This is a genomic window from Allobosea vaviloviae, assembly GCF_001298265.1.
Taxonomy (GTDB): Bacteria; Pseudomonadota; Alphaproteobacteria; order Rhizobiales; family Beijerinckiaceae; genus Allobosea; species Allobosea vaviloviae_B.
In genome coordinates this window covers 198,670-223,936 of sequence record NZ_LGSZ01000040.1, presented here as the reverse complement: position 1 = coordinate 223,936, position 25,267 = coordinate 198,670, and the positions used below count along the sequence as shown (strand labels likewise).

The following is a 25,267-nucleotide window of genomic DNA, read 5'->3' as shown; positions in this document are numbered from 1 at the left end:
ATGCGGCAGCGCGCCCGGAGCCCGATCCGCTCAGCGCGTCTGCGTCGCCCGGCGCCGGTCGTCCAGCACCGCGACGGCCCAGATTGCGAAACCGGCAAGCGCCAGCGCCGAGCCGACCCAGCCCGTGGAGGTCCAGCCATAACCCGCCGCGATCGCCATGCCGCCGAGCCAGGGGCCGAGCGCATTGGCCGTGTTGAAGGCGCTGTGGTTGAGCGCCGCCGCCAGCGTCTGCGCGTCGTCGGCGACATCCATCAGCCGGGTCTGCAGCATGGCGCCCAGTCCGCCGCTGGTCCCGATCAAGAAGACGACCAGCGAGATCGTCCCAATATTGCCGGCCGCGAACGGGAACAGCGCCAGAGCGGCCGCAGTCCAGAGCAGCATTCCGCCGATCGCCGGCATCAGCGCCCGGTCGGCCAGCCAGGCCCCGACCAGCGTCCCCGCGGTCAATCCGAGGCCGAAGACGCAGAGCACGACCGGCACGAGCCCGGGCGCCACCCGCGTCACCTCCATCAGCGTCGAGGCGAGATAGGTGTAGACCGCGAACATGCCGCCGAAGCCGATCGCGCCGATCGCCAGCGTCAGCCAGACCTGCCGCCGCTTGAGCGCGCCCAGTTCGCGAAACGGGCTCGCTCCCGGCTGGACCCTGTCGCGCGGCGCGAAGGCGTAGACCAGCGCCATGGTCAGGAGCGCCAGCAGGGCGACGACGCCGAAGCCCCAACGCCAGCCGAGCGCCTGACCCATCCAGTTGGCGAAGGGCACACCGATGATGGTCGCGACGGTGAGGCCGAGCATGACGCGAGCGACGGCTTGCGCGCGCCGGTTCGGCGGCGAGAGCGAGGCGGCCACGAGCGCGGCCACGCCGAAATAGGCGCCGTGCGGCAGGCCGCTGAGGAAACGAAACACCAGCATCCAGCCATAGCTCGGAGCCAGCGCGCTCAGCAGGTTGGCGATGCCGAACACCGCCATCAACCCGATCAGCAGCGTGCGCCGGGCGACCCTCGCCGCCAACACGGCGATGACCGGCGCGCCGACGACGACACCGAGCGCATAGGCGCTGATGACATGGCCAGCGGTCGGCTCGTCGATGCCGAGACCGGCGGAGAAATAGGGCACCAGGCTCATCACCGCGAATTCGGTGGTGCCGATCGCGAAGCCGCCCATCGCCAGCGCGAAGAGCACCAGCCCGAGATGGGCGGCTGGCCGATCCGTCGCCGCCTTGGTCGCAGCCGCAGGGATGCCGGTGTCGTTCGTCGCAAGCGTCATCAGGGTGGTTGGTCCGTTCGTGGCGGCGCAGCGTTACGCTGCATTGCAGCATGCCATAGCCATGCGGTCCGCGTCGGATCAACTCGGCGTGAGGCGCCCCGGCATGATTTTCCTGCATGTGCGGCGACCAGAGGCTATAGACGGTGCCGCAGCCCTCTGCCTCCGCGTCCGCCTCTTGATCGAGATCTGCCCGTGATTCCCTGGATTCCGCTCGACACAGCGACGCTGCCCGGCGCCAATCGCGAATTGCGGCTGAAGCGCCGCGGCGCCGAATTCTCGATCATGCTCGGCACGATCGAACTGATGAACAGCCGCCTCAGCGGCTCGGAGGAGGCGCTTGCGACGCTCGTCGCGACGCGGCTCGCCGGCCGCGACAAGCCACGCATCCTGATCGGCGGGCTCGGCATGGGCTTCACGCTGCGCGCGGCTCTTTCGAGTTTTCCGGCCGGGGCCGAGATCACCGTGTCGGAACTGATTCCGGCCGTGGTCGACTGGGCGCGCGGCCCGATGGCGGAGCTGTTCGCCGGCTGCCTCGACGATCCCCGCGTCACGATCGCGGTGGAGGATGTCGGGCGCGTCATCGCCGACGGCGCAGGCCGCTACGACGCGATCCTGCTCGATGTCGACAATGGGCCGGAGGCGCTGACGGTCGCCGCCAACGACCGGCTTTACGAGGATGGCGGGCTCGGGCTGGCCAAGGCCGCGCTGCGCCCCGGCGGCATCCTGGCGGTGTGGTCGCAGGGGCCCGACCGGCGCTTTGCCGCGAGGCTGCGGCATGCCGGCTTTGCGGTCGAGGAGGTGATGGTGCGGGCCCACCGTGGCAAGGCCGGCGCCCGGCACATCATCTGGCTGGCGCGTAAGGCCTGAGTGGCCGCGGCTAAGGCCGCCCCTTCCCCAGCGCCCGCGCCTCGGCGATCAGGCAAAGCTCCGTGAACAGCACCTGCGCCGCGCATTGGGCGGTGTTGGTTGTCGCGTCGTATTGCGGCGCGATCTCGACCACGTCGGCTGCGACGATATCGGCGCCCTTCAGCCCACGCAGGATGGCGAGCGCCTCGCGTGGCGTCAGCCCGCCGACCTCGGGGGTGCCGGTTCCCGGCGCGAAGGCGGGGTCGAGCGAATCGACGTCGAAGGAGACATAGGTCGGCCCGTCGCCGATCACCGCGAGCGCCTTGGCGATCACCGCCTCGATGCCGAGATCATCGACCTCGTTGGCGTGAATGACGGTCATGCCGGACTCGTAGGAGAACTCCCAGAGATATTCAGCGCCTCCCCGGATGCCGATCTGGATGACGCGCTCCGGGTCCAGCACGCCGTCGAGCACCGCCTGACGGAACGGGCCGCCATGGTGGAACTTGGAGCCCTCATACGGCCCCGACGTGTCGCAATGCGCGTCGATATGGACCATGCCGACCGGGCGCTTCTCGCCGACCGCCTTCATGATCGGATAGGTGATGGAATGATCGCCGCCGACCGCGAGCGTCGAAACGCCGGCGGCGACGATGGTCTTGAAGGTCGCCTCGATGTCCTCATGGCAGCTCTCGAGCGAATAGCGCGAGCGGAACGGCACGTCGCCGATATCGGCGACCTTCAGCATGCCGAAGGGCGCCGTGCCGATGACATGGTCCATCGGCCCCATGCGCTCGACGGCACGCACGGCGCGCGGCCCCAGCCGCGTTCCGGCGCGGTTGGTGACGCCGAGATCCATCGGCAGGCCGATGATCGCCACGTCGAGACCGCCGAGATCGGGCAGGCCCAGCGCGTCGGGGCGGTAGGGCGCGCTGATGAAGGTAGCGACATCCGAGAACGGCCATTTGCGCTTGTCGCCCTTGAACTGGTCGGCGGCGACCTTGGCGAAATGCGGATCATGGATGTCGGCCCCGCTCGCGCCGGCATAGCGCGCCCTCAGCCGCTCCAGCTTATCCTGATCCATGTCCGATCCCTTCCTCTGCCACGGGCGAATCCGAGGCCGCTCGCGAGGCGCCCACACGCCATCCGAGACCAGGCCCATGCCAACGTTCCGTTTCCTTGTAGCCGAGCATGCCGAGGCCGCAAAAGCAGCGCCAGGCACTAGCCGAAAGTCGCAGACCACACCGTTGAAAGTGCTCGCGATTGGCGAGCCGCTCGTCTAGAAGGCCATGCAAGTATCGAAGAATTGGCGAGCGCGGCCGAACCGCCTCCCACCGCCACAACGCTCGGAAATCCGGGACCCATCGAGGAGATGTCCGTCATGAAGCGCCGTCAGTTTATCCAGACCGCCACCGCCGGCGCCGCCGCCGCGACCATCGCCGCGCCGGCCATCGCGCAGTCGACCCCCGAGGTGAAGTGGCGCCTGGCGTCAAGCTTTCCGAAGTCGCTCGACACGATCTATGGCGGCGCCGAGGTCATGGCCAAGATGGTCTCCGAGCTGACCGACGGCAAATTCCAGATCCAGGTCTTCGCGGCCGGCGAAATCGTCCCCGCCCTGCAGGCAGCCGACGCGGTGACCAACGGCACCGTCGAGATGTGCCACACCGTCTCGTATTACTATGTCGGCAAGGACCCGACCTTCGCGGTGGCGGCCTCCGTGCCGTTCGGCCTGAACGCGCGCGGCCAGAACGCCTGGCTGTACCAGGGCGGCGGCAACGACCTGTTCAACGAATTCTACAAGAAATTCAACATTTACGGCCTGCCCTGCGGCAACACCGGCGCCCAGATGGGCGGCTGGTTCCGCAAGGAGATCAAGACCCCGGCCGACCTTCAGGGCCTGAAGATGCGCATCGGCGGCATCGCCGGCCAGGTGCTCGCCAAGCTCGGCGTCGTGCCGCAGCAGATCGGCGGCGGCGACATCTATCCGGCGCTCGAGAAGGGCACCATCGACGGCGCCGAGTGGGTCGGCCCCTATGACGACGAGAAGCTCGGCTTCTCCAAGGTCGCCCCGTACTACTATTATCCCGGCTTCTGGGAGGGTGGCCCCACCGTCCACGCCTTCGTGAACCTCGAAAAGTGGAACGCGCTGCCGAAGGCTTATCAGGCCGCGCTGACCGCCGCCTGCACCTACGCCAACACGATCATGGCCGCCCGCTACGACGTGGTGAACCCGCCCGCACTGAAGCGTCTCGTCGGCGCCGGGACGCAGCTGCGCCCGTTCTCGCAGGAAGTCCTGGAAGCCTGCCTCAAGGCCTCCAACGAGCTCTACAGCGAGATCTCGGCGAAGAACCCCGACTTCAAGAAGGCGATCGAGGCCATGGCCGCCTTCCGCGGCGACCAGTATCTCTGGTGGCAGGTGGCGGAGCTCAGCTTCGACGTCTTCCAGGTGCGTTCGCGCGCACGCTGAAGCATGACGCCGACGCCCTTGCGGCCGTTGGACCGATCTTCTGCGAAAGCCCGGCTCCGGCCGGGCTTTTTCGTTTGGCCAGGGTCGTCGCGCCTGACGGAGCTTCCGTGTTGCGACTGACGAAGGACAGCGCTTTTCCCTGACGCAATTCATGCGTTTAACGCATGTTCATCATGCATTTTTCGCTTGCGTTGTGTTGCAGACCTGCTTTGCTGGCGTGGCGACGTCGGACAACCGGCGCGTATTGGCTGCAGGGGAGAAGAATATGAAGCGTCGTCAGTTCCTGAAGGTCGCGAGCGCCGGTACGGCCGCGGGCGCCATCGCAAGCCCGGCTATTGCGCAGGCGATGCCTGAGGTCCGCTGGCGGGTGACCTCCTCGTTCCCGAAATCACTTGATACGATCTTCGGAGCATCCGAGGTTCTGTCCAAGGCCGTCTCCGAGGCGACAGACGGCAAGTTCCAGATCCAGGTCTTCGCAGCCGGCGAGATCGTGCCGGGGCTTCAGGCCTCCGATGCCGTGACCAACGGCACTGTCGAGATGTGCCATACCGCCTCCTATTACTATGTCGGCAAGGATCCGACCTTCGCTTTCGGCACGGCGGTGCCCTTCGGGCTTAATGCGCGCCAGCAGAACGCCTGGTTCTATCATGGTGGCGGCAACGAGCTGCTCAACGAATTCTACAAGAAATACAACATCTACGCGCTGCCCGGCGGCAACACCGGCTGCCAGATGGGCGGCTGGTTCCGCAAGGAAATCAAGACGGTCGCCGATCTCCAGGGCGTCAAGATGCGGATCGGCGGCTTCGCCGGCCAGGTCATGGCCAAGCTCGGCGTGGTGCCGCAGCAGATCGCCGGCGGCGACATCTATCCCGCACTGGAGAAGGGCACGATCGACGCCGCCGAATGGGTCGGCCCGGCCGACGACGAGAAGCTCGGCTTCAACAAGGTCGCGCCCTACTACTACTATCCGGGCTGGTGGGAGGGTGGAGCATCGCTGCACTTCTTCCTCAACACAGCCAAGTGGGAGGCCCTGCCCAAGATCTACAAGTCGATCCTGACCACGGCGGCCGCACTCGCCAATGTCGACATGCAGGCGAAATACGATGCACGCAATCCCGGTGCGCTGAAGCGCCTGGTCGGCGCCGGGGCACAGTTGCGGCCGTTTTCGCAAGAGATCCTCGAGGCCTGCCTCAAGGCCTCAAAGGAGGTCTATGCCGAGACGTCGGCCAAGAACCCCGACTTCAAGAAGGTCTATGAGGCGATGTCGGCCTTCCGCAACGATGAATATCTCTGGTTCCAGATCGCCGAATACACCTACGACAATTTCCTGATCCGCGCGCGCGCGGCCAACCAGCTCTGACAAGGAGCGACCGGCCGCGCCCTGCGGCCCGACTTGAATGCCACCCCGGCCGGCAGGCCGGGGTTTTCGGTTTTCGGGCAACAGTGTATCGTGAAGCACGCCATGGTCACGCCTTTTTGCTCGGTGATGACAGTTTGACGTCCACGCTCTGGATTGCGCCATGCTCCGTCTCGCCGGCTCCGCCTTCATCGTCCTGCTGACCGCCGCCGCCGTGCAGGCGCAATCGATCGGCGAGCCGCTGCCGGGCCGTGGTCCGGCCAAGGAGCGTGCGAAGCCTGCCCGCGTCGACACGCAGGCCTCGCGTCCCTGCCCCGAATACGGGCCTGGCTTCGTGCGCGTCGAAGGATCGTCGGCCTGCGTGCGTGTCGGCGGCGCGGTGCGGGCGGAATTCGGGAAAAGCTCGCGCAACGGCACGGGCTCGGCCGCGGGCGGCATGGCCTATCTGGAAACCCGCAGCGAAACCGGCATCGGCTCCGTGCGCACCGTCATCCAGGCCCGCGGGCAATTGGAGCGCAACCTGCCTACCGGCCCCTATCGCTACTGAAGCCGTCGGCGACGCTTGGCTCCGGCCATAGTGGCTCGATCTCACCGCTAAACCACGAGGCGCGCGACCTCCTGGCGCAGAACCGGCACGAGCTCTTCATCGAACCAGGGATTGCGCTTCAGCCAGCTGTTGTTGCGCCAGGACGGATGCGGCAGCGGCAGGATGCGCGGGCTCCCCGGCCGCGCCAGGATCGCGCGCCAGTTGGCGACCGTTTCCGACAGATTGGCGCCCTCGCCCGGCCCGAGGTGCCAGGCCTGCGCGTAGCGCCCGATCGCCAGGACGAGTTCGACGGCCGGCATCGCCGCGAAGACGCGTGTTCGCCAAGTCGGAGCGCATTCCCGGCGCGGCGGCTTGTCGCCGCCCTTCGCGTCGAGGCCGGGGAAACAATGCCCCATGGGCACGATGGCCACCCTCGCGGCATCGTAAAACACCGTCTCGTCGAGCCCGAGCCAATTGCGCAGGCGCACGCCGGAGGGATCGGTGAAGGGCTGGCCGCTGGCGTGGACGCGGGTGCCGGGCGCCTGGCCGGCGATGCAGAGCCGCGCCGTCGCGGAGGCCTGGATGACGGGGCGCGGCTGATGCGGCAGCGGAGGCAGATGGAGCGGCGCGTCGCGGCAGAGGCGGCAGGCCCGCAATTCGCGCAGAACCGTGTCGAGCGCGGCGGGGTCCGTCATCGCATCGCCAACTGCCGGCCACTTGCCGCGCCACCTGGCGCGCGCGAGATCAGCCCGTCGCAGGTCCAGGCCGGCATGTCGGCGCCGATGCCGCCCGTCGCGTCGCCCGGCTCGACCGTCGCCACCCCGTTGATGCGGCCGCTCGGCCGGCTGCGCAGAACGTAGAGCCGCTCGCTGCGCTCGACCGTGAAGCAGTAGGTCCGGCGGGTCTCCTGAGGTCCGTAGTAGTAGCAGACGGCATCGTCCGTCGTTGTCCAGCAGGCATCGCGGTTGGGCAGGCCGCGGTTATGGCCGATCGCCCGGCCATCGGGGTGGTGATATTCGCTGAAGGGCTGGTTGGTGCCGGAATAGCGCCCGGCGACCGTGTTGCCCTCGAAGGCGCGCTTGATCGCCTCGCCGTCCAGCCGCTCCGCAGCCGAAGCGGCAGCACCGCCAAACAGCGCCGTCACCAGCGCCAGCCATGCCAAGCCTCGCGGCTGCATCAGCGCGCGGCAAGGCGCCGACGCGACATCAGCGGAGATGCCGGCAGGGCGGGCGCCTTCGAGATCAGTCCGTCGCAATACCAGGATTGCCCGTTGTCGCCGTGCTTGCGCGGATTGCCCGGCTCCACCGAGGCCAGCGCATTGATCTGCGCGTTCCCGGTATTGCGCAGCACATACAGACCGCCGCTGAGCTCCACGGTGAAGCAATGCACGGTGCGGTCGCTCTGCGGCCCGTAATAGTAACAGACCTGATCGGCCTTCGTGGTCCAGCAGGCGTCCCGGTTGGGTTGCCAGCCATTATGGCCGAGGGCCCGGCCGTCGGGGTCGTGGAACTCGGTGAAGAAGCCGCCATTGGTGTAACGGCCGCTGACGGTGTTGCCCTCGAAGGCGCGCTTGATCGCCTCGCCGTCGAGGTGTTCGACCGCCCGCACCGGCATCGGCAGCGCAGCCAGCGCCGCCAGGACCAGAACGACGGTGCGCATCACGCCTTCCAACTCGGCCTGGCCGACAATTCGCCGTGCCAGCGCCGGATATGGACAAAATCCTCCGGCAACGGAATGCGCGAGGGTTTCATGAAGTCGATCGCGATGCCAGCGGTGATGTCGGCGACGGTCAGGGCTTCGCCGCAGAGATAGGGATTTCCGGCGAGCTGCAGCTCTAGGATCCAGAGATGATCGTCGATCAGTTCGCGATTGGCCTCGGCCCATTCCGGCACCTGGTCCTCGAGCTCCGCCATCGAAGGGTGGCTGTGGCGGAACACGGCGGTGACGCTGGCAAAAAGACCGAGTTCGGTGCGCCGGTTCCACATCTCGACCAGAGCCTGCTCCCTGGCATCCCGGCCGAACAAGGGCGGATGCGGATACAGGCTTTCGACATAGCGGCAGATTGCGATCGTCTCGGCGATCGCCGTGCCGTCATCGAGCACCAGCACCGGCAGGCGCTGGGCCGGATTGAGCTTCGTGAAAGCCTCGCTCTTATGCTCCTTCTTCGCGATATCGATCGGGACGATCTCGGGCAAGGCGACGCCCTTCTCGGCAAAGAAGATACGGACCCGTCGCGGATTGGGCGCGCGCCCGCCATCATAGAGCTTCATCGATATCCTCTCCGTCCTAGGCGGGACCCGACCATGCCGGGGGCCGGATGGTCAATCCTCTCTAGGATTTTCCTGCCTCTCCAGGCCTTTCCTGCTTCTCAAGGCCTTTCGTGATGGTTGTATGGCACGGAACCTCGTCCGTCAGCGTCCCTGCCGGCGCCGCCAGGTCTCGGGGCGTTCGAACTGGAACGCCCAGATGCCGCGGCCGGCCGCTTTCGCTTCCGCTTCTTCGGCCCGATAGCCGCCATAGGCGACGGCATGCCCGTCCCGCACCATCGTCGCGTTGATGTCGGTCTCGCCCTGCCGGCATCGGGCGAGGCCGCGGCCATAGCGGTCGACCTTGCCGATTTCGCAGGTGACGATGCCGCGCATGACCAGCGCCTCCAGCGCGCGCCGCGACGAACGGCCGCAATCCACCGACCGGCCGGCCTGATCGGTGCAGATCTGGCGGAATTCGGGCGCATCGAGCCCCTCGAGCCGCAATTCCTCGCCGGCCAGGCGCAGGGAATCGCCGTCGATGACGCGGGCCGCCCCTACCAGCGTCCGCGCCGGGCCGAGGCGATACTGCAAGACGGCCCCCGCGATCGCCAGCAAGCCAATGATTCCAAGGGCTACGACGACATCGACGGGCCGGCTGACGCGCCGCCAGCCGAGGGGACCGAATTTCGACGGGTTGAATCCAAAGCGCGCCATCAGGAAGAGCTTAACGATTTGCCGACCATGATGGCGAGCCCATCGCGCATCCCGCGCGCAGGAAGAGAGACTTGCGTCCCTAGACCATGGCGGAACTGACGGCCGAACAGGTGCAGCGCGGGCGCGGGCCAGACCCGACCGCTCTCGCGCGCCGCAAGCTCGTCACCCGCGAGGTCAAATCGGTGCGTGAGCGGCTGACCTCCTCAACCGGGCTCGAGCGGGCTTTCGACAACGAATTGCTGCGCGTTTTCGCCGAGTACCGGATGAACGGCTCGGTCGGTACGCTCGTTCTGGCGCTTGCCATCGCTGCGGCGGCCTGCCTGTGGGTGCCTGTCTACAAGGTCACGCCCTGGGTCGGGGCCGTGCTGCTGGCGACGATGATCATCGTTGTTCTCAGCCGACGCTTTCTGACTCAGGCGACGAACGAGACCCCGATCAGGCCATGGCGGCGGGCCTTTGCCATCGCAGAAGGGCTCCACGGCATCTCCTGGGCCTTGATGCTCGTGCTGTTTGCGCAGATCGATGCGCCCGGCGCGAAGGTCTTCGTCACCACGACCCTGCTCATCGTCAGCGCCCTGACGGTGATGCTGGCGGCTTCGATCCCGATGGCCGTCTATGCCGGCATCGTCCCGATCATGATCGGCATCGCCGCCTTCTTCTGGGGGCGTACCGACATGGACAGCCTGACGACTGCCGTGATGGCTGCGTCGGCGCAGTTGTTCTTCGTGTTCCTCGCCAATCGACTTTACGTGAGTTCGGTCTCGACCATCGCGTTTCGGGCAGAGAAAGATGCGCTGATCGCCGAGCTCGAGACGGCCAACGCCAATTCCGACGAGGCCCGGCGCAAGGCGGAAGAGGCCAACCTCGCCAAATCGCGATTCCTGGCGACGATGAGCCACGAGCTGCGCACCCCGCTCAACGCCATCCTGGGTTTCTCGGAGGTGATGAAGAACGAGGTTTTCGGCGGGCATGCCAATGCCGCTTACAAGGAGTACTCGGCCGACATTCACGGCTCGGGCCAGCATCTGCTCGAGCTGATCAACGAGATCCTCGACCTGTCCCGCATCGAGGCCGGCAAGTACGAACTGCATGAGGAAGCGCTGTCGCTCGCCGACATCGCCGAGGACTGCCGGCACATGCTCAACCTGCGTGCAAAGGCGAAGAGCCAGACGATCCGCGAGGCGGTGGAGCCCGACCTGCCGAAGGTCTGGGCCGACGAGCGCGCGATCCGCCAGGTGGTGCTCAACATCCTATCCAACGCGATCAAGTTCACGCCCCAGGGCGGTGAGATCACCATCAAGGTCGGCTGGACCGCCAATGGCGGCCAATACGTTTCCATCACCGACACCGGCCCGGGCATTCCCGAGGACGAAATCCCGATCGTGCTGCAGACCTTCGGGCGCGGCTCGCTCGCGATCAAGACGGCGGAACAGGGCTCCGGCCTGGGCCTGCCGATCGTCAAGGGCCTGATCGACCTGCATGGCGGCGGCTTCAGCCTGAAGTCGAAGCCGCGCGCCGGCACTGAGGTCACGGTCACCCTGCCGCCGGTGCGGGTGATGGATACGCTCGCGGCCCTGCCCGAACCGGGGACGCGGGCAGCTTGAGTTCTGCCCGAATCTGGCCCCAGCTGTTGAAGACATCCATGATCGCCCGTGCCCGCGGGCGATTCGCCAGCCAACCCCATCGGACGCTTGGATCATGAACCGGAAAACGCGCGTCGCCGTGCTCTATGGCGGAAAATCGGGCGAGCATGAGGTCTCGCTGAAATCGGCCGCGTCCGTCCTGCGCTATCTCGACCGGGAGCGGTTCGAGCCCGTGCCTGTGAGCATCGACAAGGACGGCCGCTGGCAGTGCCACGAGTTGCGCCGCATCGAGGCGGCCAACACGGAGAGCCTGCCGATTCCCACCGATTCGCCTGTGATCCGCCTGGAGCCGGCGGCGGATGGCCGGACTGCGATCCTCCCCGCCGACAACGCAGCCGGTGCCATCGCTCCGGTCGACGTGGTCTTTCCGGTGATCCACGGCCCGCTCTGCGAGGACGGAGCGGTGCAGGGTCTGCTCGAGCTTGCGGGAGCCGCCTATGTCGGCTCCGGCGTGCTGGGTTCGGCCGTCTCCATGCACAAGGACATCGCCAAGCGTCTGGCGGCTCTCGCAGGGCTGCCGATGGCGCCCTATTTTGCCCTGTCACGGCGCGACTACCGGCGCGATCCCGCAGGCTCAACGAAGGCGGCGCGGATGGCGCTGACGCTGCCTGTCTTCGTCAAGCCCTGCAACATGGGCTCCTCCGTCGGCGTCCATAAGGTCAAGAGCTGGGAGGCGCTCGATGCCGCGCTGATGGATGCCTTCGACTACGACGTCAAGGTGCTGATCGAACAGGGCATCGACGCGCGCGAGATCGAGATCGCGGTGCTCGACGGCGATCCTCCGGTGGCGAGCGTCGCAAGCGAGCTCAATGCCGGCCCGCAGCACGAATTCTACTCCTACGAGGCCAAGTATATCGATAGCGACGGCGCGACTGTCGATCTGCCGGCGAAGCTCGACGCGGCCCAGATGGAACGTGTCCGGCAACTGGCGATCGACGCCTTCGTCGCGCTGGAGTGCAGCGGGCTGGCGCGGGTCGATTTCTTCCTCGACCGGCAGAGCGGGGAGTTCTACTTCAACGAGATCAACACGCTGCCGGGCTTCACCGCCATCAGCATGTATCCGAAGATGATGGAGGCCTCGGGCCTGCCCTACCCCGCGCTGCTGACGCGGCTGATCGAGCTGGCGCAGGAGCGCCACGCCGAGCGGGCCGGGCTGAAGACGAGTTACGAAGGATAGGACCGGATCGTTCCTGAGCCTGTCGTCACCTTTCGCGGATCGCGCCGATTTCGCCGGAACAGCAGAGGCCTCGCAACGTTGCCTGACCGGCGGCAAACAGCGAGAGCGACATGACCACGGCTTCGGCGAAAGAGCACCTGGACGAGCAGAATCGGCAGGCGGACGGATTGGAGCCGGCGGAGGGCAGCGGCGACCTCCTCAGGGGGACCGATTTCGCCAATCCCGCGATCCTTCTCGCAGGCACTGTCGACTACGCGATGTATGGCAGCTTCCGGGACCAGCTCGCCGCCGGGCCCACGGATGGGCTTGTCGTCGTCGAGCTGAGCACGCTTGGCGGCGACCCCGAGGTGGCGCGCATGATGGGCGAGGATGTGAGGTTCCACAGCGAGACGGAGCCCGATCGCCGGTTCGTTTTCCTGGGAAAGGCCGCGATCTATTCGGCCGGCGCGACCTTCATGAGCTTTTTCAGCCGGGACAACCGGTATCTGACGCGCGGCACGCGGCTGATGATCCACGAGCGCAAGATGAAGGACAAGCTTGTCGTGGAGGGGCCGCTGACGACATGCATCGCCGGCCTCAAGGCCAAGCTCCACGAGATCGAGCAATCCATTGCCATCCAGAACGAGGGCTTCGAGAACCTGATCCGGGGCTCGCAGGTCACGATGGAGGACGTGCTCCGGCGCGCTCCCGAGAATTGGTACATCGAGGCCCTGGAAGCCAAGCGGCTCGGGCTGATCCGGGACGTGCTCTGAGACTGGCCGATCAAGCGACGGTTTTCAGGTCGGCCAGCCTGACCAGACCGTGCTGGCTGGTGAAGCTGAGATCGCGGCCGCTGCTCTGCTGCTGAGAGACGCCGGAAATCGCGTGGGTGCCGGTGTCGTAGACGGTGCGCTTGCCACCGTCCTCGATGATCAGGCGCTGCTTTTGCGGGAAGAAGGCGTAGCGCATATTATTCTGGCTCCCCGAGGACGACGGCGAGCCGAACTCCTCGGGCCACTCCGGTCCGCCGTGGTCAGCCTTCGGCGACGCATCCCCATCGGCGGACGGACGCTTATCGCTTTGCGCCTGCTCGATTTTTCCACTTTGAAGGGCCGCCGCCAGATCGGACATGACGCCGTCGAGCTTGGCCTTCATGCCGCTGTTGAACATGTCACCGACCATGCTCATGCCGCCCTTGGACCACTGCGTCATCCCGCCGAAATCGGCGTGGGAGAACTGGGCCATCGTGCCATTGCCCCGCGTCAGCGCCGCCAGAGCCGTGGTCACGGCATCAGCGCTGACGCCGCGCTTATCGGCGATCGTGGCGATCAGTTCGTCGTTATGGGACATGCTCAACCTGCAGGAGATGGGGATCCGTCGCGATCCGTTCGGCCTGACAACGTCAGCCCCGCCGAAAGGTTGCGCCCCCGCTCCCTGGCCTAAGCCTTCCCCGCCACGCCCGCCTGCGCGAAGGTCGCCATGCCCGAATGGATCGCGGCGGCGGCCTTGACGAGGCTTGCGGCCAGCGCTGCGCCCGAGCCCTCGCCCAGGCGCATGTCGAGCGCCAGCAGCGGCACCTTGCCAAGACGGGCGAGCACCTGCGCATGGGCGCCCTCGGCCGAGAGATGGCCGGCGAGGCAGTGGTCTATCGAGGACGGATCGAGCGCGTGCAGGATCGCGGCGGCGGCGGTCACGACATAGCCGTCGAGGATCACCGGGATGCGCTGCGAGCGGGCGGCGATGATGGCGCCACCGATCGCGGCAATCTCTCGCCCACCGAGGCGCCGCAGCACTTCGAGCGGGTCCTTGAGATGGGCAGCGTGGAGCGAAAGCCCTGCCTCGACGGCTGCGATCTTGCGCTTGAAACCCTCATCGTCGAGGCCCGTGCCGCGCCCGCACCAGAAGGCGGCCCCGCCCCCATAGAGCGCGGCGTAGATCGCCGCCGCCGAGGTGGTGTTGCCGATGCCCATTTCGCCGAGGCAGAGCAGATCCGTGCCGCCGACCAGCGCCTCCATGCCGAAGGCCATGGTGGCGACGCAGGCGCGCTCGTCCAGCGCGTCCCCTTGCGTGAAATCCCCCGTCGGCAGGTCGAGCGCGAGGTCGAAGACCTTGAATCCGAGATCGAAGGCGGCGCAGATCTGATTGATCGCGGCGCCACCGGCGGCGAAGTTCTCCAGCATCTGGCGCGTCACCGCCTGCGGATAGGCCGAAACGCCTTGCGCGACGACGCCGTGATTGCCGGCGAAGACGCAGACGAGCGGGCGATCGACCGTAGGCTTGCCCTTGCCCTGCCAGGCGGCGAGCCATTCGGCGATCTCCTCCATGCGGCCGAGGCTGCCGGCCGGCTTGGTCAGCTCCGTGTCGCGGGCGCGCACGGTGTTGGCCGCCGCCATGTCGGGGCCGGGCATCGCGGCGATGAGCTCGCGGATGTCGTCGAAGGGCAGTCCTGAAGCGGCCATGGCGAAATCTCATGCGGAAACGGGCAAATGGCCGCGCCGTCGGGATGGCTGGCCTGGTGCCGCTGCTGCTATAGGCTGCGGCGCATGAAGACAATCGAGGACAGCGAAGGCGGCATGGCGGAGGTGTCGCCAGCGGAACCGCCGTCGGCACCGGCCGAGCCTGTATGGCCGGGCTGGCTCGTCGCGACCGCAATTTGCGTGCGGTTCTATTCGCGCCTGCCGGTGCCGGCGCTGCCGGGCGAGACCGACCCGCATGCACCGCCCGATTTCCGCAGCGTGCCGCGCGCCCTGCCCTTCGCCGCGCTGGTCATCGCCCTGCCCGCCGCGCTCGTGCTGCTGGGAGCCGGCATAGCAGGCCTCGGCGGGCTTCTCTCGGCCACACTCGCTGTGGCGACGCTCGCGGTGACGACCGGGGCGCTGCATGAGGACGGGCTCGCCGACAGCGCCGACGGGCTGTTCGGCGGGCGCAACGCCGAGCGGCGGCTGGAGATCATGAAGGACAGCCGGCTGGGCAGCTATGGCGCGCTGGCAATGGGGCTTGCGTTGCTGGTGCGGGTCGCGGCGCTGGCGCTGATCCTCGATCGCCTGGGGCCTCTTGCGGCAACCGGCGCTTTCATCATTGCGGCGCTGGTTTCGCGCCTGTCCGGCGTGCGTCTGCTCGCGATGACCGCGCCGGCCCGGCCTGACGGCGCCTCGGCCGCTGTCGGACGGCCGTCGGTGAAGACCGCACTTCTCGCCTACGCGATCGGTTCAAGCCTCGCGCTCGCGCTGGCCATCGGGCTACGCCTGCCGCTCTTTGGTCTGGCGCTGGGCTTTTTCCTGGCGGCCGCCAACGCCGCGCTGGTCAGGCGCCTGTGCTTAGCGCTGATCGGGGGCCAGACCGGCGACATCGCGGGCGCGACGCAGCAGCTGGACGAGATCGCGCTGTATCTCGGCTTCGCGCTGGTCTTGGGTATCGGCGGTCCATGAGCACGATGTCCTCGAACACCGTCTCGTCAAACGCGATCTCCTCGCCCTGCATCAAGGCCTGCATGCTCGACCCTGTCAGCAAGCTCTGTGAGGGCTGCGGACGGTCCATGGCCGAAATCGCGCGCTGGGGCTCGCTGAGCGAGGCGGAGCGTTTGGCGATCATGGCGCGGCTGCAGGAGCGGCAGGCGGCACGCTCGGACTGAGCCGTTACGCCTGCGATCGCGACGAGGCCTGTGCCGCCGCCGCAAGAGCTTGGCCCGTCAACCGATAGAAGACCTTCTCCGTCTGCGCCACGGCACCGAGGCATTCATAGGAGCGCAGACGCTCGGGATTGGCGGCATCGGCCGTCAACACGCCTCGTCAGGCGACCAGCGACCAGACGAACCGCCCCGCCACCGTCAGCAGGAACAGGCCGAACACCACCTCCAGCTTTCGCTTCGACAGGCGGTGGGCAAGGCGCGCGCCGATCGGAGCCGTCCAGACCGATGTCGGGACGAAGAGCAGGAATCCGATCAGCGAGACATAGCCGAGCGACAAAGGCGGCAGCACGGCCATCTTGGGCCAGCCGGCATAGATGAAGCCGAGCGCGCCAGGGATCGAGATGATGACGCCGAGCCCCGAGGAGGTCGCCACCGCCTGATGGATGGGTCGGCCATAGAAGGTCATGAACAGGCTGGAGAGCTGGCCGCCGCCGATGCCCATCAGCGCCGACAGCACGCCGATGACGGCGCCATAGATGCTCATCAGCAGTTTGCCGGGCATCTGCGCGCCGAGCTTCCAGCGATCGGCCGCGAAGAGCAGGCGCAGCGCGCTGAAGACCGCGACGATCACGAAGATGATCTTGAACAGGTCGGGCGGGGCGAAGCGGGCGATGTAGCTTCCCAGGATGACGCCGAGCACGACCGGCACCGCCCAGATCTTCAGGATGGACATGTCGACCATGCCCTTGGCGCGATGAGCGTTGAAGGAGCGGATCGAGGTCGGGATGATGACGGCGAGCGATGTGCCGACGCAGAGCGGCATGCGGACATCCTCCGGCACGCCGATCACGCGAAAGACCTCATAGAGAACCGGCACGACCAGCGCGCCGCCACCGACACCGAAAACACCCGCCAACAGGCCGGTTAGCGCGCCCGCGACAACAAGCGAAACGGCGAGGAAAACAAGATCCTCGACGGGAAATCCAGCAAACATAACATGATCCGAGAGAAGGAAGCGCTCCTGTGGGCGATTTCGGGTGCAGGAGCAAGGACGCCATGGCGGGGCGGTCATGCAGCAGCGCGTTCTTCCCATGCCCGCACGACGACGATGACCGCTGCCGGGACTGCAAGACCGGTGCCGTGGCCGAAGTGGCCGCATGCTCCGGCCGCACGACCGACCCTGTGCCATCGCGTCGCGCCCAGGCCTGTCCCGCTCCTGATCTGTCCGCTAGCATCCGCTACGCGCCGCGTACGGCGCAGGACGAGGAGAGCCAAGACAGCCAGCCGAGGCCAACGACCGGGACACACCGGCGCAAACAACAACACATCAGGGAGGAATACGATGACAGACCCATCTGCTCACGACCGAAATCCCGACCAGGCGCCATCCGCGGCGCTGTCCCGACGCATGCTGATCCGCGCGGCCGGCCTTGGAGCCGTGGCCGCCACGGCCAACGCCGCCCTCGCCCAAACGGCGGCAAGCCCCGTCGCGCCACCGACCACGATCACCACTCCTCCACGCGACTTCAGCCGGCGCGGCGCACCGACGACGTATTTCTGGGATCCAGACGTGATTGCCGTGGACCCCTCCTTCAACGGCCTGGCCCAGCCCAATGCGGCGATCCAACGCATCTGGACCGGGGGGTTATGGGTCGAGGGGCCGGCCTGGAACGCTCAGGGGCAATACCTCGTCTGGAGCGACATCCCGCGCAACCGGCAGATGCGCTGGATCGAGGATGACGGACATGTCAGCGTCTTCCGCTCGCCATCGGGCAACAGCAACGGCAACAGCTTCGACTTCCAGGGACGGCAGCTCTCCTGCGAGCATCTGAACCGGCGGGTCGTGCGCTACGAACTCGACGGCTCGGCGACGGTGCTGGCCGACTCGTTCGAGGGCAAGAAGCTGAACTCGCCCAACGACATCGCAGCGCACCCCGACGGCAGCTACTGGTTCACCGATCCGCCCTATGGCGGACAGCTCTACGAGGGCGCCCCCGATGCGCCCGGCGGCCCCAGCAACGCCAATGGCAAGATCAATCCCAGGCTCGGCCAGTTGCCGGGCATCGGCTTCGCCAAACGCGAATTGCCGACCAACACCTATCGGCTCGACCCGAGCGGGCGGCTCGATCTCGTCGTGCCGGAATCGCAGGTGCCCGACCCCAACGGGCTGTGCTTCTCGCCCGATTTCAAGAAGCTCTACATCGCCTCGACCGGCAAGGGACCCGGCGATACCGGGCCGGGCGGCAAGGGCGACATCCATGTCTTCGACGTCGGCGCCGACAACAAGCTCAGCAACGGCAAGCGCTTTTCCGATTGCATGATCGACGGCATCAATTGCGGACCCGATGGCTTGCGCTGCGATGTCGAGGGCAATCTCTGGGCCTCGTCCAATGCCGGGCGCAATGTCGGCTATAGCGGGGTCAACGTCTTCAACCCCGCCGGCAAGCTGATCGGCCGCATCCGCCTGCCCGAGGTCTGCGGCAACATCACCTTCGGCGGACCCAAGCGGAACCGGCTGTTCATGGCCGCGAGCCAGTCGATCTACGCGCTCTATCTGGGCACGCAGGGCGCCGGGCCGGGCTGAGGTTTCGCAAACTCACGCTGTCCTCCCGGACAAGCCGCGCAGCGGCGCCGATCCGGGATCCATTCCTGAACCCTTCCGGAATGGATCCCGGGTCTCCGCTCCGCTCCGCCCGGGATGACGGGGGCGATCCTCTCTAGCTGAACAAGGCCTCCAGCTTGCCGAGCGAGCCGGTCCAGCCATGGGTGTGGCCCTTGACGGCCTGCTCGTCGAAAAGCTTCTCGTGAAGCAGCGTCAGGATGGTGCCGTCGCCATCGGGCTTGAAGGTGACTGTGACGCGCGAGACGCGCTCAGGCGTCGTGACCCATGACCAACTGAAGGCCAGTCGCTCGTTTTCGACGACTTCGTAGTAGCTGCCTGAGATCTCGTGGCGCTCGCCGGTGTTCTCCAGCATCACGACGCGGTATGCGCCGCCGATGCGAGGATCGACGGCGACCTCTGTCGTCCTGACATTCTCCGGCCCGAACCAGCGCATCAGCAATGCCGGATCGGTCCAGGCTTGAAACACTTCGGCCGCCGAGGCGTTCAGCCGCCGTTTCATCGTCAGACTTGGTGCCGTTTCGGCCTTCCCGTCCAAGGCGCGGGCGGGGTCCGTGGTGTGCCCGTCAGACATTGCCGGCGCCACCATCGGGCTCGCGGCTGCGGCGCCGCTCCTCCAGCATCCCCTCCAATGCGTCGAGGCGCTGCGTCCAGAACCGCTGGTAGCGTGCGAGCCAGCCCATCGCCTCCTCCATCGGATCGGCATTGAGGCGGCAGGAGACGGTGCGGCCCGTCTTCGTCCGCGTGATCAGCCCGGCATCCGACAAAACGTCGAGATGCTTCATCACCGCCGGCAGCGACATCGCGAAAGGTTGCGCGAGTTCGCTGACGGATACGGCATCCTGCTCCTCGAGGCGCGCGAGCAACGCCCGACGCGTCGGATCAGACAAGGCAGAGAAAGTGCGATCGAGCTGCGCTTCTTGAAACCTAACCATATAGTTGAGTTAAGGCGCGAGCGTCATCCCGTCAATCGCGAAAATGGGGGGTCACTCGGAGGCGTCGTCGCGGCCGGCCGTCAGGCTGCGACGCTCTCGCGATCGTGGCGCGCGACATGGTCGACGGCGGCGCGCAGATCGGCAATGCCGGCGCCGACCGCGACGCAATGCTCGGCCAGGTGCCGGCGGAACTGACGCGCGCCGGGCCGACCCGGAAACAGCCCGACGAGGTGACGGGTAAAGGCATGCAGCCGTCCGCCCGACTCCAGCCAGACGGCGAGATGCGGTTCGAGCGCCTCCAGCATGGCAAAGGCGTCGGCGACCGGCGCCGCCTCGCCGAACAGCAGCGGATCGACCTGCAGCAGGGTCTCGGGGTTTTGATAGGCCTCGCGGCCGACCATGACACCGTCGAGATGGGCGAGGTGGCCGGCCCATTCCTCGGGCGCGCGGATGCCGCCATTGATCGCGACGGGCAGATCGGGATGGGCGCTCTTGAGCCGGTATGCGCGCTCGTAATCCAGCGGCGGAACCTCGCGGTTCTCCTTGGGCGAGAGGCCCTGGAGCCAGGCCTTGCGTGCATGGACGACCAGCGCATCGACGCCGGCAGCCGCCACCGACGCCGTCAGCGCATCGAGTGCCGCTTCCGGGTCCTGGTCATCGACGCCGATGCGGCATTTCACCGTGACCGGGATCGAGACGGCCGCCTTCATCGCCGCGACGCAATCGCCGACCAGCGCCGGCTCGCGCATCAGGCAGGCGCCGAAGGCCCCGCCCTGGACACGGTCGGAGGGGCAGCCGCAGTTCAGGTTGATCTCGTCATAGCCGAAATCGGCACCGATCCGCGCTGCCTGAGCCAGAAGCGCCGGATCATTGCCGCCGAGCTGGAGCGCGACGGGATGCTCGAGCGCGTCGAAACCGATCAGCCGCTGCCGGTCGCCGCGGATCACGGCCTGCGCCGTCACCATCTCGGTGTAGAGCCGGGCGCGGCGCGACATCAGGCGATGGATGACGCGGCAGTGCCGGTCGGTCCAATCCATCATGGGCGCGACGGAGAAGCGCAGGCGTTCGGGTGAAAGGGCAGTCATCGCGGCTGATTAGCGGAAAACGCGGCGGCGCGCATCCCCATGGACGCGGGCGTCGACAGGCTGCGAACGGTCCACGCGTCCATGCGGTCGCTCAGTCCGCAAGCCGCGCCGCACGCCCGATCTGCCCCAGCCCGGCCTCGATGTGTTTGCGCCATGAAAGCCCGCGCGACAGCGCATCATCGAGAGCATCTTCCAGCGCGTCCGGGTCGCCATCATCCAGTGCGTCCATCAACACCTTGGCCTGCACACGGTCCTTGCCTGCCTTGCTGGAGTGGGCCTCTCGCAATTGGGCCACGATGAGCTTGTGGACCGCGTAGCGAGCAGGCTGCGGAACGAGGACCGGCACGCCCGCGCCATGCAGGACGACGGCGGGAACGGCATCCTGCACGAGATACTCCAGATACTGCAGGGGCAGGGCCGAGGCGCCCAGTCCTGCCAGCGCAACGGGATTGTCCTCATCCCGTTTCCGGACAGGAGTCAGAAGCTCGACATCGAGACCATTCGCGGCGGTGAACTTGTTCGGGTAGGTCTTACGGTCGAGATTGGGCACGCCGACGAAGGAGGGGTCGGCGCGTTTCAACAGGCCCAGCATGTCGAGAGTTGCCGGAGGTTGAGCAATTCCGTCATCATCGTCGCTACCAATGACCGACGCGCCGATCGAAGCCTTGACGCTTGCAGCGACGACATCGACATCCTGCGTCATCATGCCGGAGCCGCTGAGGTCATAGCCGAGCAATATGGGATAGGTCTGGAAGGCGATCGTGCCGACGAGCACCATCCCCGTCCTGAACAGGCCGGCACGGGACATCACCTCCAGGACACGGCCCACATCCTGGGAAGGCCCCTGCACGCCCGCCGACTTCAGCATGGTGATGTTCTTGCGACGCTGCTTGGCAATGTCCTCTTCGCGGCGGATCGTGTCTGCGATGGCCACTATGGCAGGGTCATGTGCCGGCCCGAGATAGCGTTGGATGCGCGTTGCGCCGTGGCGCTCGCTTGCATACAGCCGTTCAACACCCCGGACGATCTTGACCGAAATCGACCCTGGCAGAGGCGCATTCGGCGAGAGTTTCTGCACAAGGTCGGCATAGATCGTCTGTACGGAGAGAGACAAGCGACGCATCGGCGCATCCGTATACACAGTTTCCAGAAACTGTGTATACGTCGAAATCGGATCCGATGTCATCCTGCGATGCGCCGGTCCATACCGGCCCTCTGCAGGCGCGCAAAGATCGTCGCTATGCTGGCACGCAACAGCCAGCACGGGCCAGCCAAGCCCCCATGTCTTGTACCGCCTTGCGTGCGTCTGTGGTCTGGGCAAGATGATCGCCGAAGCCGCTCCGACAGCCAAAAAGCTTGCGAAGGTCCCCTCCATGACCACGATGCAAGCTTCTCCAGACACCCACCATCTCGTCGTCGTCGGCGCGGGCTTTGGCGGTTTGCAACTCGTGCGCGATCTCGCTGGCGCTGGCCTTCGGATCACGCTGATCGACCAGCGCAACCACCATCTGTTCCAGCCGCTGCTCTACCAGGTCGCGACCACGATCCTTGCCACCTCCGAGATCGCCTGGCCGATCCGGCGGCTGTTTCGCGAGCGGGCCGATGTCACCACGCTGCTGGCCGAGGTCTCGGGCGTCGATGCGGACGGCAAGCGCGTGCTGCTCGCTGACGGCGGCGCCCAGCCCTATGACACGCTGGTTCTGGCCACCGGCGCGCGACACTCCTATTTCGGCCGCGACGAGTGGGAGACCTTCGCGCCGGGGCTCAAGACGCTCGAGGATGCGACGACGATCCGACGACGCCTGTTGCTCGCCTTCGAGCAGGCCGAGCGCGAGACCGACCCCGCAACACGCCAGGCGCTGCTGACCTTCGCCGTGATCGGCGCCGGGCCGACCGGCGTCGAACTCGCCGGGATCATCGCCGAACTCGCCAAGCAAATCCTCTGGCGCGAATTCCGCAACATCGACACCCGCGAGGCGCGCGTGCTGCTGATCGAGGCTGGCGCGCGGGTTCTGCCGGCTTTTCCGGTTTCGCTGTCGGATTATGCGCAGGCCGCGCTCGAAAAGCTCGGCGTCGAGGTGCTGCTCGGCCGGCCGGTGTCGGATATCCGCGCGGATGGGGTGACGATCGGGACGGAGTCGGTCGGCTGCCGCACCGTGGTCTGGGCGGCTGGCGTCGCGGCTTCGCCGGCCGCTGCCTGGCTCGGCATCGCCGCCGACCGGGCCGGACGGGCCAGCGTCGATGCCAACCTGAACGCGCCGGGCCGGCCGGATATCTTCGTCATCGGCGACACTGCCGCACTGATGACCGCCGACGGCAAGCCTGTGCCCGGAATCGCGCCGGCGGCAAAGCAGCAGGGCGCCCATGTCGCCAAGGTCATCCGCGCGCGGCTTGCGGGCAAGACCGCCCCTGGCCCGTTCCGCTACCGCCACCAGGGCAATCTCGCCACCATCGGCAAGAGCGCGGCAGTGGTGGATCTCGGCTGGCTGCAACTGCGCGGCTGGATCGCCTGGTGGATCTGGGGCATCGCCCACATCTTCTTCCTGATCGGTGCCCGCAGCCGCGTCGCCGTCGCCTGGAGTTGGTTCTGGACCTTCATCTCCGGCCAGCACAGCGCCAGGCTGATCACGCAGGGCCGCAAGGCGCCGGAGCGAAAGCCGTGATGCGCAGTTCGTGAGGCAAGCCCTTCACCGTCATTGCGAGCAGAGCGAAGCAATCCAGGGCCTCACCCGGTCCCTCTGGATTGCTTCGCTTCGCTCGCAATGACGGCACCGGCCGTCGGGACGGCTCAATAGCGACTCAAGCCGCCAGCAGACCCAGCGCCCGCTCGATGCGCGAGCAGGCGCCGCGTGCCTTGGACTTGTCGTAACAGCGTTTGAGGCGGCCGGTGGCGTAGGCGCGCAGCACGATCTCGTGGACATAGCTCTTGCGCACGACGGCGGGCGTGTTGACCAGCCGCTCCGAGATGGCGCGCATGATGTCGGCGAGCTGGCGCTTCCGGCCGGTCTCGGTCGCGACGATCTCGCCCGCCAGCAGCAGCTCGGCGGCCGCGGCATTGGCGGCCAGCATGCGCAGATCCTTGCTGCTGACGGGCAGCCCGGAGACGCGCTTGAGATAGGCGTTGATGTCGGAGGCCCTGAGCTCGCCGACAGTGCCGTCCTCGCGCTGGTACTGGAATGCGCGCCTGCCCTTCAACGTCATGACGCGGGTCAGGGCGCGGGCCAGTGCCGGGTCTTCATGCGCGCAGGCGATCTGCTTGCCGCTCTTGCCCTTGAAGGCGAGTTCGACGCGGCTGCCGGTGATGGTGACGTGGCGCTTCAGCAGCGTCGAGGCGCCATGGCTGCCATTCGCCTTGGCATAGCTCTCATTGCCGACGCGGATATGGCAGCGGTCGATGATGGCGGCGGCACAGGCCAGTGCCTTGTCGCGGCTGAGTTTGCGGTCTTTCAGATCGCGGGCGATGGCAGCCCGCAGCTTCGGCAACGCGTTGATCAGGCATCCAAGCCGCTTGAGCTTGCGGCGCTCGCGGACCTTGTCCCAATCGGGATGATAGCGATGCTGGATGCGGCCGGCCTCGTCATGTCCGACCGCCTGGAGATGGGCGCGCGGATCGGCCGCGATGCGGACATCTGAATAAGCCGGCGGGATCGTCAGCGAGCGGATGCGGGCCAGCGTCGCCACATCGGTGATGCGCTCGCCATCGGCATTCCGATAGCTGAAACCCTTGCCCGACTTGCGGCGGGTGATCGTCAGAGTCGCTGCCGAGCTGCGCTTCAGCCGGGACGGCGGGGGCGGGGTCGAAACGACATCGTCGAAGATCACGCGCGCCATGACTGATAACTCCGGGCGGCGAATGGAACGCCATCCGCGCTGCCCGGATTCAATCGCAAACGCCCCCGTCCGGTTCCGGACGGGGGCGTGTTTCTTTCCGCTGCAATGCGAGACGCTTACCGCTTGGCGCGGGCGACGATCTGCGTCGGGTTGACGAAGCGCAGGGCGATCAGGAGCCAGAGCAGCGTCGTCACCATGTAGATCACCGCCATGGCGTCGATCGACTGCACCGCGCGGACACCGGCGGCGAAGACCGCGTAATAGAGCGCCACCACCAGCGTCTGGCTGGTCGGGCCGGCCGTGAGGAAGGTCAGCTCGAACATGGCGATGGTGCGCACCAGCACCAGCAGCAGCGCCGCGAGGATGCCCGGCGCCAGCAGCGGCAGCAGGATGTAGATGAAGAGCTTGAAGGTGTTCGCGCCGAAGACGCGCGCCGCGGCCTCGATCTTGGTGTCGATCTGCTCGATGAAGGGGATCATCACCAGGATGACGAAGGGCACTGTCGGCACGAGATTGGCGAGCACGACGCCCGACATCTGGCCGGCCAGCCCCGCGCGATAGAGCACCGTCGCCAGCGGGATGCCGAAGGTGATCGGCGGCACCAGCAGCGGCAGCAGGAAGAGCAGCATCACCAGCTTCTTGCCGGGGAAGTCGCGGCGCGCCAGCGCATAGGCTGCGGGCACACCGATCAGGCCGGAGAGGAAGACGACCAGGAAGACGATCTGGAAGGTGACGGAGAGCACGTCGTAGAGCTGGAACTCGTCCCAGGCGGAGGAGTACCAGCGCGTCGTCCAGCCGGCAGGAAGCCAGGTGCCGAGCCAGCGCGTGGCGAAGGAACTGGTCACGACGGTGGCGATCATCCCGAACAGGTTCAGGATGAAGAAGCCGATCACGGCCCAGTTGGCGAAGGCCCAGAGACGGGCCGAGAGGCGGGTGTCCTTGACCAT

General features: G+C 66.9%; 28 protein-coding genes. 11 read left to right on the top strand and 17 right to left on the bottom strand.

Features of this window, described 5'->3' with window-relative positions; genetic code table 11:
* Positions 1 to 30 precede the first annotated feature (30 nt).
* Complete coding sequence (locus AE618_RS12855; RefSeq protein ID WP_054209452.1) at positions 31 to 1,263, bottom strand: MFS transporter; 1,233 nt, start codon at positions 1,261 to 1,263, stop codon at positions 31 to 33.
* Between the two features lie 192 nt (positions 1,264 to 1,455).
* Between AE618_RS12855 and AE618_RS12845 the strand changes: the two genes are divergently transcribed.
* Positions 1,456 to 2,130 (top strand): spermidine synthase, encoded by a 675-nt coding sequence (locus tag AE618_RS12845; protein ID WP_054209450.1) that lies wholly within the window; start codon positions 1,456 to 1,458, stop codon positions 2,128 to 2,130.
* A gap of 10 nt (positions 2,131 to 2,140) precedes the next feature.
* Here AE618_RS12845 and speB read toward each other — a convergent pair whose 3' ends face one another.
* Positions 2,141 to 3,193, bottom strand: coding sequence for an agmatinase (gene speB, locus AE618_RS12840; RefSeq protein WP_054209449.1), 1,053 nt, complete (start codon positions 3,191 to 3,193; stop codon positions 2,141 to 2,143).
* Positions 3,194 to 3,490: 297 nt separating this feature from the next.
* On the opposite strand from speB, the gene AE618_RS12835 reads away from it, so the two are divergent.
* The 3 genes from AE618_RS12835 to AE618_RS12825 all read left to right on the top strand — a co-directional run bounded on the left by AE618_RS12835 (position 3,491) and on the right by AE618_RS12825 (position 6,480).
* Entirely contained in the window at positions 3,491 to 4,576 is a 1,086-nt protein-coding gene (locus AE618_RS12835; protein WP_054209448.1) for a TRAP transporter substrate-binding protein, read from the top strand.
* Between the two features lie 265 nt (positions 4,577 to 4,841).
* Positions 4,842 to 5,936, top strand: a complete 1,095-nt coding sequence (locus tag AE618_RS12830) for a TRAP transporter substrate-binding protein (RefSeq protein ID WP_054209447.1) — start codon at positions 4,842 to 4,844, stop codon at positions 5,934 to 5,936.
* Between the two features lie 160 nt (positions 5,937 to 6,096).
* Positions 6,097 to 6,480: a porin gene (locus AE618_RS12825; RefSeq protein ID WP_054209446.1), complete on the top strand. Its 384-nt coding sequence runs from the start codon at positions 6,097 to 6,099 to the stop codon at positions 6,478 to 6,480.
* A gap of 47 nt (positions 6,481 to 6,527) precedes the next feature.
* On the opposite strand, the gene AE618_RS12820 is transcribed toward AE618_RS12825, so the two are convergent.
* From AE618_RS12820 to AE618_RS12800, 5 genes are all read right to left on the bottom strand, one after another.
* Positions 6,528 to 7,154, bottom strand: a complete 627-nt coding sequence (locus AE618_RS12820) for a uracil-DNA glycosylase family protein (RefSeq protein WP_054209445.1) — start codon at positions 7,152 to 7,154, stop codon at positions 6,528 to 6,530.
* Entirely contained in the window at positions 7,151 to 7,621 is a 471-nt protein-coding gene (locus AE618_RS12815; protein ID WP_210166457.1) for a hypothetical protein, read from the bottom strand. Before AE618_RS12815 ends, AE618_RS12820 begins: the two co-directional genes overlap by 4 nt.
* A gap of 14 nt (positions 7,622 to 7,635) precedes the next feature.
* Positions 7,636 to 8,118 carry a hypothetical protein gene (locus AE618_RS12810; protein ID WP_054209443.1) on the bottom strand — a complete coding sequence of 161 codons (483 nt, stop codon included), beginning with the start codon at positions 8,116 to 8,118 and terminating at the stop codon, positions 7,636 to 7,638.
* Entirely contained in the window at positions 8,118 to 8,729 is a 612-nt protein-coding gene (locus tag AE618_RS12805) for a glutathione S-transferase family protein (RefSeq protein ID WP_054209442.1), read from the bottom strand. The genes AE618_RS12810 and AE618_RS12805 overlap by 1 nt, the downstream gene beginning before the upstream one ends.
* 141 nt (positions 8,730 to 8,870) lie before the next feature.
* Entirely contained in the window at positions 8,871 to 9,422 is a 552-nt protein-coding gene (locus AE618_RS12800) for a thermonuclease family protein (RefSeq protein WP_156330244.1), read from the bottom strand.
* An 86-nt stretch (positions 9,423 to 9,508) separates the two neighbouring features.
* On the opposite strand from AE618_RS12800, the gene AE618_RS12795 reads away from it, so the two are divergent.
* From AE618_RS12795 to AE618_RS12785, 3 genes are all read left to right on the top strand, one after another.
* Positions 9,509 to 11,026, top strand: coding sequence for a sensor histidine kinase (locus AE618_RS12795; RefSeq protein WP_054209441.1), 1,518 nt, complete (start codon positions 9,509 to 9,511; stop codon positions 11,024 to 11,026).
* 94 nt (positions 11,027 to 11,120) lie between these two features.
* The gene (locus tag AE618_RS12790; RefSeq protein ID WP_082365227.1) at positions 11,121 to 12,242 is read left to right on the top strand and encodes a D-alanine--D-alanine ligase family protein; all 1,122 of its coding nucleotides are present in this window, start codon (positions 11,121 to 11,123) and stop codon (positions 12,240 to 12,242) included.
* A gap of 110 nt (positions 12,243 to 12,352) precedes the next feature.
* A complete protein-coding gene (locus AE618_RS12785) occupies positions 12,353 to 12,994 on the top strand; it encodes a peptidase S14 (protein ID WP_248310851.1) in 642 nt (213 codons plus the stop codon).
* Positions 12,995 to 13,004: 10 nt separating this feature from the next.
* Here the strand turns inward: AE618_RS12785 and AE618_RS12780 are convergent, their stop codons facing one another.
* A complete protein-coding gene (locus AE618_RS12780; protein ID WP_248310850.1) occupies positions 13,005 to 13,508 on the bottom strand; it encodes a hypothetical protein in 504 nt (167 codons plus the stop codon).
* A gap of 152 nt (positions 13,509 to 13,660) precedes the next feature.
* On the bottom strand, positions 13,661 to 14,680 hold the full coding sequence (cobT, locus tag AE618_RS12775; RefSeq protein WP_054209438.1) for a nicotinate-nucleotide--dimethylbenzimidazole phosphoribosyltransferase: 1,020 nt from the start codon (positions 14,678 to 14,680) through the stop codon (positions 13,661 to 13,663).
* A gap of 84 nt (positions 14,681 to 14,764) precedes the next feature.
* Here cobT and AE618_RS12770 point away from each other — a divergent pair, with 84 nt between their 5' ends.
* Positions 14,765 to 15,649, top strand: coding sequence for an adenosylcobinamide-GDP ribazoletransferase (locus tag AE618_RS12770; protein ID WP_248310849.1), 885 nt, complete (start codon positions 14,765 to 14,767; stop codon positions 15,647 to 15,649).
* Between the two features lie 5 nt (positions 15,650 to 15,654).
* Entirely contained in the window at positions 15,655 to 15,852 is a 198-nt protein-coding gene (locus AE618_RS12765; protein WP_054209437.1) for a DUF1289 domain-containing protein, read from the top strand.
* A 4-nt stretch (positions 15,853 to 15,856) separates the two neighbouring features.
* Here the strand turns inward: AE618_RS12765 and AE618_RS27980 are convergent, their stop codons facing one another.
* Together AE618_RS27980 and AE618_RS12760 are read right to left on the bottom strand one after the other, a co-directional pair.
* The gene (locus AE618_RS27980; protein WP_156330243.1) at positions 15,857 to 16,000 is read right to left on the bottom strand and encodes a hypothetical protein; all 144 of its coding nucleotides are present in this window, start codon (positions 15,998 to 16,000) and stop codon (positions 15,857 to 15,859) included.
* 9 nt (positions 16,001 to 16,009) lie between these two features.
* Positions 16,010 to 16,843, bottom strand: a complete 834-nt coding sequence (locus AE618_RS12760; RefSeq protein ID WP_054209436.1) for a sulfite exporter TauE/SafE family protein — start codon at positions 16,841 to 16,843, stop codon at positions 16,010 to 16,012.
* Positions 16,844 to 17,191: 348 nt separating this feature from the next.
* Between AE618_RS12760 and AE618_RS12755 the strand changes: the two genes are divergently transcribed.
* Positions 17,192 to 18,433, top strand: coding sequence for an SMP-30/gluconolactonase/LRE family protein (locus AE618_RS12755; protein WP_054209435.1), 1,242 nt, complete (start codon positions 17,192 to 17,194; stop codon positions 18,431 to 18,433).
* 133 nt (positions 18,434 to 18,566) lie between these two features.
* Here AE618_RS12755 and AE618_RS12750 read toward each other — a convergent pair whose 3' ends face one another.
* From AE618_RS12750 to AE618_RS12735, 4 genes are all read right to left on the bottom strand, one after another.
* Entirely contained in the window at positions 18,567 to 18,971 is a 405-nt protein-coding gene (locus AE618_RS12750) for an SRPBCC family protein (protein ID WP_248310848.1), read from the bottom strand.
* Positions 18,972 to 19,035: 64 nt separating this feature from the next.
* Positions 19,036 to 19,404, bottom strand: coding sequence for an ArsR/SmtB family transcription factor (locus tag AE618_RS12745; protein ID WP_054209434.1), 369 nt, complete (start codon positions 19,402 to 19,404; stop codon positions 19,036 to 19,038).
* Positions 19,405 to 19,484: 80 nt separating this feature from the next.
* Complete coding sequence (dusA, locus tag AE618_RS12740; RefSeq protein ID WP_082365225.1) at positions 19,485 to 20,489, bottom strand: tRNA dihydrouridine(20/20a) synthase DusA; 1,005 nt, start codon at positions 20,487 to 20,489, stop codon at positions 19,485 to 19,487.
* 91 nt (positions 20,490 to 20,580) lie between these two features.
* Complete coding sequence (locus tag AE618_RS12735; protein ID WP_054209433.1) at positions 20,581 to 21,612, bottom strand: GSU2403 family nucleotidyltransferase fold protein; 1,032 nt, start codon at positions 21,610 to 21,612, stop codon at positions 20,581 to 20,583.
* A gap of 259 nt (positions 21,613 to 21,871) precedes the next feature.
* Here AE618_RS12735 and AE618_RS12730 point away from each other — a divergent pair, with 259 nt between their 5' ends.
* Positions 21,872 to 23,152 (top strand): NAD(P)/FAD-dependent oxidoreductase, encoded by a 1,281-nt coding sequence (locus AE618_RS12730; protein ID WP_054209561.1) that lies wholly within the window; start codon positions 21,872 to 21,874, stop codon positions 23,150 to 23,152.
* A 136-nt stretch (positions 23,153 to 23,288) separates the two neighbouring features.
* Here AE618_RS12730 and AE618_RS12725 read toward each other — a convergent pair whose 3' ends face one another.
* Both AE618_RS12725 and AE618_RS12720 read right to left on the bottom strand, forming a co-directional pair.
* Positions 23,289 to 24,320 carry a DNA topoisomerase IB gene (locus AE618_RS12725; RefSeq protein ID WP_054209432.1) on the bottom strand — a complete coding sequence of 344 codons (1,032 nt, stop codon included), beginning with the start codon at positions 24,318 to 24,320 and terminating at the stop codon, positions 23,289 to 23,291.
* A 116-nt stretch (positions 24,321 to 24,436) separates the two neighbouring features.
* A complete protein-coding gene (locus tag AE618_RS12720) occupies positions 24,437 to 25,267 on the bottom strand; it encodes an ABC transporter permease (RefSeq protein ID WP_054209431.1) in 831 nt (276 codons plus the stop codon).